The sequence below is a fragment of the Rhizobium sp. BT-226 genome (genome assembly GCF_025847085.2).
GTDB classification, from domain to species: Bacteria; Pseudomonadota; Alphaproteobacteria; order Rhizobiales; family Rhizobiaceae; genus Rhizobium; species Rhizobium sophorae.
Map to the genome: position 1 here is coordinate 387,361 of NZ_JAOYTI010000003.1, position 14,098 is coordinate 401,458.

12 protein-coding genes and 1 pseudogene are annotated in these 14,098 nt (G+C 57.4%); 3 read left to right on the forward strand and 10 right to left on the reverse strand.

What is annotated here, in order from left to right:
* Window positions 1–76: 76 nt before the first annotated feature.
* Window positions 77–1,144 carry an AI-2E family transporter gene (locus tag OIU37_RS21355; RefSeq protein ID WP_264258625.1) on the reverse strand — a complete coding sequence of 356 codons (1,068 nt, stop codon included), beginning with the start codon at window positions 1,142–1,144 and terminating at the stop codon, window positions 77–79.
* A 599-nt stretch (window positions 1,145–1,743) separates the two neighbouring features.
* On the opposite strand from OIU37_RS21355, the gene OIU37_RS21360 reads away from it, so the two are divergent.
* A complete protein-coding gene (locus OIU37_RS21360) occupies window positions 1,744–2,772 on the forward strand; it encodes a PHB depolymerase family esterase (protein ID WP_264258626.1) in 1,029 nt (342 codons plus the stop codon).
* 433 nt (window positions 2,773–3,205) lie between these two features.
* On the opposite strand, the pseudogene OIU37_RS21365 reads toward OIU37_RS21360, so the two are convergent.
* Window positions 3,206–3,423: pseudogene (locus tag OIU37_RS21365) on the reverse strand (DUF3072 domain-containing protein).
* A gap of 250 nt (window positions 3,424–3,673) precedes the next feature.
* Window positions 3,674–4,585 carry a LysR family transcriptional regulator gene (locus tag OIU37_RS21370; RefSeq protein ID WP_264258627.1) on the reverse strand — a complete coding sequence of 304 codons (912 nt, stop codon included), beginning with the start codon at window positions 4,583–4,585 and terminating at the stop codon, window positions 3,674–3,676.
* 100 nt (window positions 4,586–4,685) lie between these two features.
* On the opposite strand from OIU37_RS21370, the gene OIU37_RS21375 reads away from it, so the two are divergent.
* Window positions 4,686–5,447 (forward strand): SDR family NAD(P)-dependent oxidoreductase, encoded by a 762-nt coding sequence (locus OIU37_RS21375; RefSeq protein ID WP_264258628.1) that lies wholly within the window; start codon window positions 4,686–4,688, stop codon window positions 5,445–5,447.
* 222 nt (window positions 5,448–5,669) lie between these two features.
* On the opposite strand, the gene OIU37_RS21380 is transcribed toward OIU37_RS21375, so the two are convergent.
* A complete protein-coding gene (locus OIU37_RS21380) occupies window positions 5,670–6,578 on the reverse strand; it encodes a nucleotidyltransferase and HEPN domain-containing protein (RefSeq protein WP_264258629.1) in 909 nt (302 codons plus the stop codon).
* Between the two features lie 363 nt (window positions 6,579–6,941).
* On the opposite strand from OIU37_RS21380, the gene OIU37_RS21385 reads away from it, so the two are divergent.
* Window positions 6,942–8,081 carry an RHE_PE00001 family protein gene (locus OIU37_RS21385; protein WP_264258630.1) on the forward strand — a complete coding sequence of 380 codons (1,140 nt, stop codon included), beginning with the start codon at window positions 6,942–6,944 and terminating at the stop codon, window positions 8,079–8,081.
* Window positions 8,082–8,108: 27 nt separating this feature from the next.
* On the opposite strand, the gene OIU37_RS21390 is transcribed toward OIU37_RS21385, so the two are convergent.
* The 6 genes from OIU37_RS21390 to OIU37_RS21415 all read right to left on the reverse strand — a co-directional run bounded on the left by OIU37_RS21390 (window position 8,109) and on the right by OIU37_RS21415 (window position 14,041).
* Window positions 8,109–8,777 (reverse strand): hypothetical protein, encoded by a 669-nt coding sequence (locus OIU37_RS21390; protein ID WP_264258631.1) that lies wholly within the window; start codon window positions 8,775–8,777, stop codon window positions 8,109–8,111.
* A gap of 58 nt (window positions 8,778–8,835) precedes the next feature.
* A complete protein-coding gene (locus OIU37_RS21395) occupies window positions 8,836–9,228 on the reverse strand; it encodes a hypothetical protein (RefSeq protein ID WP_264258632.1) in 393 nt (130 codons plus the stop codon).
* A gap of 326 nt (window positions 9,229–9,554) precedes the next feature.
* Window positions 9,555–10,772 (reverse strand): restriction endonuclease, encoded by a 1,218-nt coding sequence (locus tag OIU37_RS21400; protein ID WP_264258633.1) that lies wholly within the window; start codon window positions 10,770–10,772, stop codon window positions 9,555–9,557.
* Window positions 10,769–11,380, reverse strand: a complete 612-nt coding sequence (locus OIU37_RS21405) for a hypothetical protein (RefSeq protein WP_264258634.1) — start codon at window positions 11,378–11,380, stop codon at window positions 10,769–10,771. The genes OIU37_RS21400 and OIU37_RS21405 overlap by 4 nt, the downstream gene beginning before the upstream one ends.
* 8 nt (window positions 11,381–11,388) lie before the next feature.
* Entirely contained in the window at window positions 11,389–12,459 is a 1,071-nt protein-coding gene (locus tag OIU37_RS21410) for a UvrD-helicase domain-containing protein (protein WP_264258635.1), read from the reverse strand.
* Entirely contained in the window at window positions 12,446–14,041 is a 1,596-nt protein-coding gene (locus tag OIU37_RS21415; RefSeq protein ID WP_264258636.1) for an ATP-dependent endonuclease, read from the reverse strand. Before OIU37_RS21415 ends, OIU37_RS21410 begins: the two co-directional genes overlap by 14 nt.
* Window positions 14,042–14,098: the final 57 nt, after the last annotated feature.

Sequence of the window (14,098 nt, forward strand, 5' to 3'; positions counted from 1 at the left end):
CACACAGGCTCGCGAGCTCTCCCACCACCTGCGCGTTGTCACTCCCGTCCCAAAGTGCCGGGAACCTGTGGAACTGTCATTCTATATCTTTGGACTTTGCTATTTCAGCGCTCTGCTGTTCGGCGAAAAGCGACCATGCCGCGATAAACAAGGCGGCAATCAGGGGGCCAATGACGAAACCATTGATGCCGAACAAGGAGATACCGCCCACCGTCGAGATCAACACCACATAGTCGGGCAGCCGCGTCCCCTGACCCACCAGTGGCGGACGCAGCAGGTTATCGATTAGCCCTATAACAAATACGCCGATGAGGACCAGGATCGATGCTTTCAACCAGGCGCCCGTGAGGACTAGCCAGATGGCGGCTGGAACCCATACAAGTGCTGCTCCAATTGCGGGCAGCATTGACGTGAACGCCATGGTCACGCCCCACAACAGGGCGGCCTCGACTCCCAGAGCCCAGAATGCCACGCCGCCGATCGTTCCTTGGATCATAGCAATGATGATATTCCCCTTGACCGTTGCCCGAACGACAGCGGAAAACTTGTCGCGAAACTGTCGGGTATAGTCGTCGTTGAGAGGGATTGCATCTCGGATCGTCCGGCCGAGGTCAGCGCCATCCCGGAAGAGGAAGAAAAGCAGATAAAGCATGATCCCGAAGCTAATGAAGAATTGCAGCGTGTTTTGGCCAAAACTCAGCAGGCTGCCGGCGACCGACCGGCTTGCCTGTACTGCGCCTGAGGAGATGTTAGCGCGAAGTTCCGCAAAGCCGCCAAGTTTCAATGAGTTCAGCCAGTTGTCGACGAAGCCGGGCAAGGCATTCTGAATCCGGACCAGATAGTCATTGAGGTCGATTTCGTTGCTGCTTATCCGTTGGTAAAGACTGGTGCCTTCCTGGATAAGAGAAATGAGGATAATCAATGCCGGCACGATGACGAGACCGATGCACATCAACACCGTCAGCAGGGCAGCGATGCCTCGGCGGCCTCCCAGCAAATGCGCCAGTCGCATGTTCACTGGAAAGAAGATGATAGCAAGGATCACTGCCCAGAAAACCGCTGCGTAATAGGGGATAAGCAGCCAGATGAACGCGATCGTCACCAGCGCTAGCAGGACATAAAAACTCGTACGTTGGATAGACATGTCTGCCTTGTTCGCTGGCCAGTCTCCACCGCCACCGGCGTAGGAATAATAGTTCGCAAAAATCTCTCATGCTAACCATAGCCGCGTCGCGGCATAAGGCCAACGCGAATCCGGCGTGGAACGCGGACAACTTGACTACTGCAGGTATGCACCGACGCGATCTCGCTCATCACGTACGCCCCGAGCCGGGGGCACCGTCTTCCGGCGAAGGTCTCATTCGCGAAATCGCTTTCGAGAACTGCGGATCGGCGGCCTTCAAATCGCTGCTGACTATCGTCGACGCCGGCAGTTACCGCGCCACCAGCGCTCCCCTCCAATCGTGCTGAAGAAGAAGGCAATGGCGCAGTGGCTTGATGAAAACATCGTCTCTGTGACGACCAAGTTCCTTTGTTCTAGCGACGCTGGCGGGAAAGCCAAGGTCTAGGGAACAACGATGGTCCTGCGTGGTTCCCCTACCAGTGGCTTGAACCGGCAGCCGCAGCCGCCGATGGGGCATTCCAAAAGGACACCTCGAGATCCGCGAACCGAGCAGGACGCGGGCGCGACGCCCCGCAGCCAAGTCTGCGAATGCTCCTATCGCAGGTTGAGGACCTTGACGTATGAAGTTCAGTTTCGGCAGATCGCTGGTGAAGGCCCTCAGAGTCCAAAAGAAAATCGGCAAGCTGATCGGGAAAGCTGTCGAAGCGACTCGAACCAAACCGAAACGCACAACCTCCACATCCCGTCCGGCGAAACCGATTTTGATCGAGACAACCGCGTTTGGAAGCAATCCGGGCCGCTTGGTGATGAAATCCTTCGTCCCGACGACACGGCTGCCGAAGAACCCTGCACTTGTCGTCTTGCTTCATGGCTGCGGTCAGACTCCCGAACGCCTGGATGTCGCGGCGGGCTTCTCCAAGCTCGCGAGAGACCGCGGTTTCGTTCTTCTTTATCCGCAGCAGACGAGAAGAAACAATTCGCAAAACTGCTTCAACTGGTTTCGACCAAGCGCCGTCGCCCGAGACCGCGGAGAGGTGCGTTCAATCAAGCAGATGGTCGAACACATATGCGAGCGACATCGCATCGACCGTTCGAGGATCTTCGTCGCGGGACTGTCCGCCGGCGGGGCGATGACGGGCGCACTTGTTGCGAACTATCCCTCATTGTTTGCAGGCGCCGCGATCATCGCCGGCATGCCATTCGGATCTGCCCGCGACGCGATGTCCGCCATGCGCGTAATGAAGTCAGGTGCGAAGCCGCCGCCAGGCGGATGGGGAAGAGCCATCGCTGAGATTTCGCCAGAAGCCAAGTCATGGCCCGCGATAACCATCTGGCAGGGCACGGAAGACCGGGTGGTCAGGCCCGTCAATGCACTCGCGTGTGTTGCCCAGTGGCTCGAAGTCCAAGGCATTGCAGAAAATAGCGGCCGTTTGGAGAATAAACCCTGGGGCATGTTGCAGTCGTGGAAGGTCACAGGCGAGCTGAAGGTGGCCCTCTATTCGGTCAGCAACATGGGCCACGGGCTTCCGATCAAGAAGCGCAAGAGCGTCACGGCGCTACGATCTGGAGACCCCTACGTGATCCCGGTAGAAATCTCAGCTCCAGTAGAGATGATGCGAGTGTGGGGTTTGTCGCGGTTTCGAATATAACCAGCTCGCAGCAAGTTCGGCCGTATCTGACAAATTCCCACCAGCGATGGGTCCTACGGATGCGCCGTCCCGCGTGCAACAGAACGCCAGGCTCCATTCGAGCAGCTGACACTGCTGGTGAGGGAGTCCGAAGGCGGCCGGGACCTGGAACGAAACGACGTCCGGAGATGCCGAAGATCGCGATCGACGGTCGGATTTTGGGTGACGGAGATGTACTACCAGGCCGCCGCCGGAACCGTCGATGTTGCTCGCAGCGATCACCACGCTGGCTAACGGCGTAAGTCCTTTGCACACCAATACTCACGCTGAGGTGGTTCGCTGAGTTGCGGGTCTGACATGGACCCGTCATTTCGCCGTCGCGATCAATATCCTGCGGGGCGCAATGTTCTGCCTTCGGCTTCCGGCCTCGACCAGCTGGTTATCATCAGGCCGCTCATTCCAAATCGAGCGACTGCTTTAGTTCGTCGATCCTCTTGGACGCTTCCGCCTTGGTTAGATCCTCGGCATAGGCGTCGGGCTGGTGCGCCTGTTCGGACAAGGTCTTCAGGTAGGACCGCGCTGCGCGCCGGTCATCGGCTCGTCGCCGCTGACCCAATCGTCGGGATCCTTCTGTGTGTTGGACGATGTCGTGGTTTTCCGATTGTCACTCATAGCGGCCTCCTGAATGCGTTCTCTAAACGTTCCAGGTGGTGCCCCGGTTCCAGCCGCATGTCGATATCGCATTGGGCTCGATCGTAGCCCTTCAGTCGGGCGTAAAGGCCACACGCCACTAAGAGGAGGAGGAGTCCGCTCATCGTAGTGGTCGCTTGGCCAGTGCCGAAAACGGTGGCCGATCGGTTTGTCCGAGAAAGCAGCGCGCGGACCCCGATATCTGTCGGCCGAGAAGCGCCAAGACCAGACACTAGGAATGAGGATCTTCCCGCCGTTCGGATGTCGCGCCGAATTCTGAAATGGCGAACGAGATGACGCTGCGCAGGCGCGGCGTCATGCGGCGGTCGCGGTGATAGACAAGTGACATCGGCCGTTCACGTAACTGCCAGTCTGGCAAGAGTTGAACGAGCAGGCCTGCCTCGACATCCGAACTCAGCAGAATGGACGGCTGCATGATCACTCCGAGGCCAGCGCGCGCAGCCATGCGGACGGCCTGGCCGCTATTGACTGTGATCGACATTTGCGGAGCGACTTCGACCCTATCGTCACCTTTGGTCAGCTTCCATGGCGACCGTGCTGCCGGAGCAAAGCCGATGGCATCATGGTTGGCCAAATCACTTGGATGGTCTGGATTGCCTCTTCGTGCGAGGTAATCCGGCGCAGCGCAGATCATCATTCGGTAAGGGGCAAGACGGCGCGCGATCAGGCGACTATCGGGCAACTCGCCGATACGGAAAGCAATATCGAACCCTTCGTCGACAATATCGACATTGCGATCCGTCAAGGTGATATCGAGCGTGACGTTCGGGGCAAGCTCGCGGTAGCGCTGCAATCTCGGCATCAAGACCTCGGCGCCGAACGTCGTCGGCGCCGTAATCTTCAATTTGCCGCGAGGCTCTGCTTGCAATGCCTCGGCATCCTGATCCGCGATCGCCACGCGCTCGAGAATATCCCGGCACTGTTCGACATAGCTGGCGCCGAAATCCGTCAAGCTCTGACGGCGCGTGGTCCTGTTCAGAAGACGCGTTCCGAGCCGCTCCTCAAGTGCTGCCACATGCTGCCCGACCATTGCCGGTGACATCCCGAGCTTGCCCGACGCTGCGCTCATCGAGCCCTCCTGCACCGTTGTCACGAACACCTGCATGGAACGAAATAGGCTCATTTGATAGCTGCGCTTTTAAATGATGATAGATTTTTTGGCAATTATCTAAGCTAATCAGCGAAATTACAACTCCCGTGACGCTGCAACCAAGGAGCACGACATGGCGCAGAACAGATTCACGGGTAAAACCATCCTCATTACGGGAGCGGGAACTGGCATGGGGCGGGCCGCCGCACTTCGGCTGGTCGAAGAGGGTGGCCAGGTCGCTCTCGTCGGACGCCGGCCCGAGCCTATCAGCCAATTGCAGTCGGAGATCGAGACCGCCGGCGGAACCGCCATCGCGATTGCCTGCGATATCGCCGACAACGAGGCGGTTGCCGCAGCTGTCCAGACCACGATAACCCGCTTCGGGAAACTGGATGCCCTGTTTGCCAATGCCGGTGTGCTTGGCGATTTCAAGCCTTTGGCTGTCACGGAAGCGGACGAATTCGACGCACTGATCGCCACCAACCTGCGCGGCACCTTCTTCTCCATCAAGCAATGCCTGCCGTTTCTGGCCGATGGCGCCATTCTGATCAACGCCTCCTGGACGGCCGGTGGAGTGATGCCCGGCGCCGGAGCCTATGCCGGCACGAAGGGCGCCCTGCAGGCGATGATGCGCACGCTTGCGGTAGAGCAAGGCCCACGGAACATCCGCGTCAACGCGATAAATCCGGGCATCATCCTGACGTCGATGGCCGATGACGTCATAGACCCTGTCTTCGCCGCGCGGCTCGCCAGCCACACGCCCCTTCGTCGCAACGGCAGATCAGAAGACGTTGCGGGCACCGTGGCGTGGTTGCTTTCGGACGACGCCAGTTTCGTAACCGGGCAGGAGATTACCGTCGATGGTGGTTTCACAATAGGCGGGATACGGCTCTAGGCCGATCCAATCCTGTCCATCGGGGAACTGACCGCAACCCTCGCAAAGCCGGCTCGTGGGCTGAGCTTTGCGAGGAGCTCTGCGTAGGTCCACCTCGGGCCGAAGGAAGCCATTGTTAAAGCTTGCTGATCAAACCGTCTTTCTTCCACATGCCACGATCCGGGGCCATCCTGGGGGCTAACGACTGCAGCGATTAAGTAGCATGAGCCGTGCCGTCCGGTCCTAGTGGCTGTCATGTTTGAGCTTTTCGAGATGCTCGGAGCAAACGGCTCTGATCAATTCAAGCAGCACGGTCGTCCGCTCGCCGAGCCATATAAGCGCCTCCTCGCTGATCTCGTAATGTTTTGAATAGCGCGCCTTCACATATGCCTCGTTCAATGTGTTGAACCAGGCGCGTTCCCGGTGCTGATCACGCGGGAAGGCTTCGGCCAGCCGACGGTCCTGCTCCTCGGCGAGCGAGCGCAGGAACTTAATGTTGTGCGATGGTGGGCCGTAATTGGTCAGAGTGAGCAGAACGCAGGAGTAGGCTTGCTCGAGGGATTGATGAGTTAAGAAGGCAGATTCGTTGAAATCGCTTTCTCGCAAATAAAACATCGCGCCTTTGTAGAATTTCGATGCTGCCTTAAACCGGTGTTCAAAATGCTCGTTCGCGACGCGGAGGCGATCCTCCATCGAAAGCGGTTCGGGCTCCGCCAGCGGTTCCTCATCCAGTTCGTAGAGAACGATGCCCTCCTTGCGAATGTCGGAGAAGAAATACTGCCCCTCCTTGAGGTAGGTATTCACCTCGCGTCTGGAATGGACGATGAAGCTCACTGGCGTTTCGATCGCGGCTTCGTGGATCAGCCGGTCTGCTGCCTTGTGCCAGTACTCGGCGAACTCGCAGAGCTTGCGATTGTTGACGATGATCAGCAGATCGAAATCGGAGCGATACCCCTTCATGGTGAAGGGCTCATCGACCCATCCACCCTTGGCGTAGGAGCCGAAGAGGATGATCTTTAGAATGCGGCCACGCTTCTTGAAATCGGCTGTGCCCTCTTTCAACGCGTCCTCGAATTCCTCGTACAGGATTTCGAGAACCCGGCCGAGTTCTCGCTGCTTGCGAAGCGGCATATGATCAAGCGACGATTTCATAAGCAATCGATAGGCGAAAGATTTTAAATCGTCTACTCGCAGTTTTGAGAGGGAACCTGTCCGAACTAACCGGCTCCGAGATCACGTTCTTTCGAGGAGCGCGTTAATCGAAGACGACCATGAATGCCGCTCTCCGGCAGGTATTCGCATTCAGTAGGAACGGGAAGGAATGAACCGGCACCGGTGTCTGGTTAGGTAATGCTGGAAAGTGGGATGGCCTCGCGATTCCAACGGATTTGGATCAAAAGGTGATCGTCTACCATCGATAACCAGTACTTATCGATGGTTAGGCACTGCCTAGTGCATCATATCATGTGGCGAACCCTAATTTACCTATAGAGTTCCTGTAACAAATCATTTACCATGATTTCAATGGCTTACGATGTCTCGAAAATCAGCATGACAGCCCTGATGCGGCCGGCTTTCGACGCCGGTATCGCTCTGACGCGTGTCGATGAGCGTATTTCTCGTTCGCCGGTCGGTCATGGCTGGATCGAACGCCAAAACTTCGCCGACGCTTGCGCCTCGCTGTGGATCGACGGCGAACTCGTCCATCTCGAAGACCTCGTCCTCCACGACGCCACGAAAGATATTCGCACCCCCACCCACGAACTCACCATCGCCCGCGATGTGTTGCGCACCCGCCGGCGTATCGCCGCGCAACCGCCCGGCTGGGCATTGTCGGCCGACGGCCTCCGCTCCCTGCGCGGGCAGGCGTGGCCTGGAGCATCGGACGGCGAGGACGGCGACGTAGAGGCCATTCCCGCAAAGCGCGCGGAGGTGGTCGAGCGGGAAGGGGAGTGGGATGATGATGAAGCCGAAAATCTTACGGGCGTCGACTACGCCGCTATTGACGCGGTGCTGGCACGGTCAGAGGCGGCAATCGAGAACGCTACACGGCCCGGTCGCGCGGGCGCGGCGGAAAAAGATCCGATGATCTACGATCTCGACTGGGACGAGGATGCACGGCTGGAAGAGTGGCGGGGCGTGTTGCGACAGGCAAACGATTTTCCGGCGGTGCTGCAGGGGATCGTCGCCCTCGACGCTTGGAATGAGCTTGCCGTCCTGCAGCACGCGCCATGGCTCGGCCGGCTGTTCGCCGCGTCCGTCCTTCGCCAGGCCGGCATCACAACCGGCGCTCATCTGGCGGCCATCAATCTCGGCCTGAAAACCATTCCCGTCGATCGCCGCCGGCATCACGATTGCGAAACCCGGCTGCTGGCGATTACGCATGGACTGTTAGCGGCCGCCGAGGCCGGGCTGAAAGAGCATGACCGGCTGGCGCTTGCGCGCAAAATGATGGAGCGAAAGCTGGAGGGGCGCCGAACCTCCTCGAAATTACCGGACCTCGTTGAGATGGTGATGGCGAAGCCATTGGTGTCGGCCGGGATGGTGGCGAAGACGCTGGACGTCACGCCGCAGGCGGCGCGGCGGATTGTTTTGGAATTGGGGTTGAGGGAGATGACGGGGAGGGGGAGGTTTCGGGCGTGGGGAGTCGTGTGATTCAATGTTCGGTGACGTGGGAAAGGGTCAGCGCCACTCTCGGCCGCTGATAACCACCGGTGAAGCCATCACCTTCTTTCGCTCATCATCCGCATCGCCGGCGACAAACAGGGGAGAACCTTCGCTGTTGCCAGCGGCACGCCATACTGCTTCGAGAAGAGGCCGCACACCGTCGATTGTGATCGCCGAAATTTCCGACAAGATAACCGATCCAAGAGGGACAAAAGGGGCGCGCAGCGGCCGGCTTGCCTTTTGGTGAGCCATAATTTGCACATCCTCGACATTCTGAAGGGCCGCGTTGATAACAAGAGGGCCGTCGAGACCAATGCCAGCTGCGATCTCTCCAAGCCGAATCACAGTCTCGACAATTCGGGCCTCAATTGATCCAGCATCGACTACGATGGTCGGATCGTTGTCAACTCTCATCCCCACGGATATTGAAGTGTCGAGGACGCCGGACAGCAGAAACCGCGTATACCACCGTGCCTCAGGATTTGGCTTCCCCTCGACAGGCCGCGGCAGATCCATTTCCGCCCATTGAGTGACATCAATACGATCGATCTTGTCTTTATAACCGGCCGGTACGAACAGCGGCCTTACCGTATTGACCAAAGCAGGGAGAAGATTGGCTCCGCTGGCTGCTGGCGCGGTCGCCAGTTGCACAACCAGCTTAGCACCCGCCACGATGACGGGCACGTCGCCGCGCCCGTTCAATTGGAGAACGTCGGCAATCAGACCGCGGGCCGACGCAATCTCATCCTCTTTCGGTTTGGCAGTTGCCCTGCCTTTGCAGCACCCTATCGGCAATCGCCTTCAGCGGGAGCGCAAGGCGGTTTGCAAATGCTGCGCGCTCGTTGCGCCTGGTACTTTTAGGCGCAGCCTCTGGCAAGGCATACGAGGTCGGATGTCGCAAATATGCGAGATCAAATGGAAGATCGTGAGGTTGACCAAACGCTGTATTCATGACCGACAGGATTTGTGCGTCGCTCAGCACCCCACGCGCGTAGCCGAATTCGATTAAGACATTTGGGTTGGGGATTTGTTTGCCAGCCTCGGTTTTCCCGACGAACGTGACGTCACCAACGAAGATTTCGCACTCGCGGATCTTGTTTAAGATGGTTTCGCTGACGTTTGGCGTCCCCGGCACTCCCGCCGTGTCGGAATCTAGGTGGATTTCAATACCATGGGCGACCTTAAGCGCAGCGATCCCTCTTCCAGAGCGATTCGGACGAAGCTACGGCAGACATCCGAATCACGATCACTTTGCCAGGAATAGAACAGTCGAATTGGGCCCATAACTTTACGCTACCACCAACAACCGTTTGCACGGCAACCATCAACGCGGTGATCCCCAACATATCTTTCAGATATTGCTCGATCGCGGGGTGAAAAGAGCCGAACGGTCTCGGCGGTGGGAGCTGTCGCAGCGATGCCTCCCGTTTCCAAAAGGGTGGTGTGGGTCGCCTTCCCCAATTAGTCATAGAGATCGAAGGTCTCGGGCTCTCCGCTCCAGGGATAGTAGAGATTGGAGCCATCCCAATAGGATACTCTTCCGTCATCTGATTTTCGTTTTGCCCGCCACACAAGGTCGCCTTTGAGCCGGGATATTGTGGATGGTTGGAACAACGGAATCTCAGCTCCTCGCTGTCCATACCCGTCGTCGGAGACCGTGTGATTGCCGAGGCCCATCAGCAGAGCTGCGTGTTTGGTTTCTTTGATCACTAGCGCGAAATTATTCATGATGACGTTGTGGCCGAAGCTAGCATGCAGTACTCGGGGATCGCGCCGGTTGGCTACCTCCGATATTATCCGACCGACAGCTTCGGTCGAAACTAGGGTGGATTTGTCTGCAACTATGCCTTCCGTAGCCCTTGCACACCAATCTACGACGTCCTTCCTTTCGGCGAGTTCAATCGAGTTCGGAAAGCGAGCCGCGAACCGCCGAGCGACGGGAAGATAGCTGGACGTAGTGACGAACATGGATTTGGCTGCGCCCTCGGCGATACCGATGCCGTAAAGAGCCGCAACGTTTGTCAGATCAATCTTGTTTCCAACGGCATACCGTTTGGCCTGAACGATCGTGAGAATGTCGCCGATGGGATCTCTCTGCCATAACCGCAAGTCAACGCCGTTATCGGCGGTGCCAGGTCCAAGCTCGGCAGTGAAGCCTTGATTTTGAAAGATGCGATATAGCAGCGTTTCAAAATCTCTCCAGTGGAGGCGGTTGAGATCATTTGGGCGGCGGGCAAAATGATCGTAAAGTTCCTGATAGACGTCGGCCGTATCTTCGGTGATGAGACTACAGACCCACCGCCAATGAAAATACCGTGCAAACGCTGATGCGAGTGCTTCGCCCTCGGGATAGATGGCCATCGAGTAGCCATTTATGTTTTCGTAGAAATAGCCGCGCTGTTCCAGCAGTTCTCTGAAGCTAGGTTCGTTTCCTTCCGGGTCCTCTCCGTCGAGCACCGTGGAGAGGTCACCTCCGCAAATCAGCAAAGTTACGACGGGAGGGTCATGCGGTTCGCCTTCGACATGATCAAGATAGGCCTTGAAACCGCAATCAAACCAAAGGTCTTTCGTTTCTGCCCAGCTTTGAATCGCCGCTTGCAGGGCTACGATCTCCGCTTCTAGCTCCAGGTCAGACCATTGACGCCCGTCCACCAGGCCTTCTTCAACGGTGGGGGTCATGGGCCGGCATCCCTCAGCGAGTTGAGATATCCGTCGGAGCCGGAGAAGTAGCCTTCTAGGGCCTCCATGACGTCGGCGAGCGCCGACAAGTCCAACTCGCTATGAGCGATCGGAATGGGTTTGCCTTTGGTGTCTACGGGGTATCTGTAGGAAAATGACTTCGGATCGACTTTTGCAAACTCGGCAACGATCTCTGCAACGATTGGATCGGTTTGATCCGGATCATCGTGGCCGTAACCGTCAAGCACTTCGGTTAGGGTCTTCCAGAGCTCACCAAGGTCGTGCGTTTTCCAGACCGCGTCGACCCCGACCGTAGGGCCGTAGGTCGCGATCAAATACTTGAGCGATAACTCTATAAACTGGCGATAGTTGAAAATGATCGGGTAGACCAAGGAAGCGCGGTCGACTTCATCAGTGACGGCCCGTTCCACCAGCAGATCGGCCGCCTTCTTGTAGCCCGTCATCATCATCACGAGGCGGCCGTGACCGTGTGGGTCGATATATGCGTTGTCTTCCCAGTTTTCCGACTGCGTGAAAGGGCGATCGCCGGCTTTCGGCCAGCGGAATTCGCCATCCAAAATTGACTCGAAGGTCTTCTTCTTCCCCATCAGAGGTCCTACTCAAAGATCTGGGCGCCCGGGATAGCCACCGCCCCATCGTGAACGAAGGCGAGGCTGTAGCGCGCTCGCGTGGCACCGACGTACATCTTGGATGCAGACTTCGCGACGTGGCTGACTTGACCTGTGCTGAGCCACTTTTTTCCGAGACCGTGCGGAAAGATCATGACGCGGTCGAAAGTCAGACCCTTCGATTCTCCAAAATTCATCGCGGGAAGGTCGCGGCAGGCGGTCTTCTTGTCGAACCGGAGGACTTGGGGGGCGAAGGTTGCCACGTAGGCGTCGACTTGCGCAGTTGCAACGATGAACACGCCATCATGTCCTGTTACGGCATCGTTCAGGGACTTCGTAGCGGGCTCATTCGGAAAAAAGTGATCACCGAGATCGGCAATGTGCTGGTGGCAACGGTGCGTATGTTGTTCGTAGCTCAGCCCTGCCAGTCCGGCTTTTTCCCAGGCTTTGAATTTGTTGATTATGTTGATGCCGCCAAACGCCGAATTCTTTTTCCCTTGATTGGTCTTCAATGTGGCCTGCCGGTGGTCGCCCACCAGAGTCAGCTTTATTCCTGCCTTGAGGATGAGTTCCAGGACGTCGATATCGTACCCAGCCATGTCCTGGATTTCGTCCACGAAGATATGGTCGAAGCGCTGGGCAAGTCGGCGCATCACGGCGCCACCGGTTCGACGATCACATTCGCAGATGAATTTCGAGATTTTGTCGGAATAGATGAGCCGGCCGCCGGCAAAGTAGTGGGCGGATGTGTTTGTCTCGGGGATATAGGGGACCGATCGGCCTTCTTCCCATTGGAGGCCTTCGATGCGACGGTCGTGCATCACTCTCCTGTAGGGCCGGGCAAGGTCGCGAAGGAGAAAGCTGAACCAGGTCGTCACCTCGATGTTGTGTGGGATGGCAGGCCCCAAGCCGTAGAGCTTCCGTTCGATCTCCTTTTCATTGTTGCGCGTATAGGTGACGAGGAGCGCCCGCTCGGTCCCGCCGGCCGCCTCGCCAACGATGCGCGTGGTCTTGCCGCCTCCCGCGGCGCAGATAATGATCCGGTTAGCTGACGGCACTGGCGATATACCCCGGGACGTTCCAGGCTTCGGTCGTCGTGAAGAACTTCAGCGCCGTGTCTGCCTTATTATCCTTCATGTGCTCCAAAAGCGCGGCGTCGGAGACGAATGACTTGCCGAGCACTTTTTCGATCACCGCTCGGCTGTTCGCCTTGAGGAGCTGGGGTTCAAGCGTTGGGAACTGTTCGTCGCCGTCATAGAGAATGCTGATCTTTGGCTTGCCCATGTAGTCAACGTACTTCGCCGTCAGGGCCGCGACTTTGCCGTCATTGTCCGTCACCACGGCCACGGTGCGATCAAGAAGCACGGCAATTTCGAGGAAACGCTTGAAGGCAAGCGAGTTGACCGAGATGACATCGACGCCGGCCTCGAGCGGCATTTTGCCATGCTGCTTCACGTAGGCGGCTTGAACGATCAGCTCGTCGGAGGGCCCTTCGACCAAAATGGCCCGCTTCGCCAAGATGAGGCGGAGCGTGTCATGGCCCGGCAGACGCATGAAGTAGTCCTGCGTACCAGTGGTCAAGGCGTTGAGCCGTATCGATTTGCCATGGTGAAACAGCACAACGGACTCCACGCCGAGCTTGTTGAGGACGAAGCTGCTGTGTGTCGTGATGATGAGCTGACGGCTGCCGCGTCGTTCGGCAATGTGGCTTATAAGTTCATTGAGGTTCGAGAAGGATAGATGGTTCTCGGCCTCCTCGATCAAGATCAAGTGGGAGTCAGCAGACGATGCCATCGCGAGCTTTATCTTGATCGCATTTTGCTCGCCTTTGCCCACGAGTGGCAGAGGCACGTCATCGAGGTGAGGCATGACGCCACCTTCCCAGGTCGCGCGGGAAGACGTGTCGAGCGAAACTGAAAGCGCCTTGTCTGAAATTTCGCCTTTCTTTTTCGCGAGGGCCTCGTTGACACCCTTAACCTTGGCGTTGTCGAGAAATGCGTCCTTCATCATGCGATAGGAGAGCGCAAGGTCGACTTTCTGTTCCTTGCTGAGGCTGTCGCGCATAATATCCACGACATAGCGGCTCGCCGCGGCATTGTTCCGAATGGTGCTGGCGTCGATAAAGGCTGGCTTGATGGGAACCGAGCGCGAGGTCACCAGGTCATTGTCTGCGAACCCACGCCATTTCACGACGTAATATTCGATCGGGAGGGTTCGAATAAGCGTCGGATCGGCGACGTATGACTTGAACTCCTCGGCATATTCCTGATTGAATTCGATCGAAAGCGCTACGCCAGGCGCGTCGATGCCGAGAGCATTGTTGATGCCCTTGAGTTTCGAGAGAGCCGCATCGTCGTGGAAATAAAGCTCGATAAGGATCGCCGGCGGGACAGCGGGTGCCTTTGCGATCAGTGCTGCAATGTACTCCGTCACCGTCGCCGTGTTGAAAAGATGCGGATGAAGCTCAGCCTGTATTGGCCTGCCATTGAGCTGGCCTGTGAGGGCCAAATGAATTGCCTCCAGCAGCGTTGATTTTCCGCTCTCGTTGTCTCCGACGATAATATTGAGGTCAGAATTTAAGGTGACATCTGCGGTTTTTAAGCACCGGTAGTTAGTAACAAGCACTCGCGATATGTACAACGCTTCCTCCCAGTGAATCGCCCCCAAAACCACACCGGCGAGGTTGCAAAAGATTAG

Excerpts from the sequence above, each read along its gene's own strand:
- OIU37_RS21355 (WP_264258625.1), bottom strand. The coding sequence starts at position 1,144 with ATGTCTATCCAACGTACGAGTTTTTATGTCCTGCTAGCGCTGGTGACG.
- OIU37_RS21360 (WP_264258626.1), top strand. The coding sequence starts at position 1,744 with ATGAAGTTCAGTTTCGGCAGATCGCTGGTGAAGGCCCTCAGAGTCCAA.
- OIU37_RS21370 (WP_264258627.1), bottom strand. The coding sequence starts at position 4,585 with ATGAGCCTATTTCGTTCCATGCAGGTGTTCGTGACAACGGTGCAGGAG.
- OIU37_RS21375 (WP_264258628.1), top strand. The coding sequence starts at position 4,686 with ATGGCGCAGAACAGATTCACGGGTAAAACCATCCTCATTACGGGAGCG.
- OIU37_RS21380 (WP_264258629.1), bottom strand. The coding sequence starts at position 6,578 with ATGAAATCGTCGCTTGATCATATGCCGCTTCGCAAGCAGCGAGAACTC.
- OIU37_RS21385 (WP_264258630.1), top strand. The coding sequence starts at position 6,942 with ATGATTTCAATGGCTTACGATGTCTCGAAAATCAGCATGACAGCCCTG.
- OIU37_RS21400 (WP_264258633.1), bottom strand. The coding sequence starts at position 10,772 with ATGACCCCCACCGTTGAAGAAGGCCTGGTGGACGGGCGTCAATGGTCT.
- OIU37_RS21405 (WP_264258634.1), bottom strand. The coding sequence starts at position 11,380 with ATGGGGAAGAAGAAGACCTTCGAGTCAATTTTGGATGGCGAATTCCGC.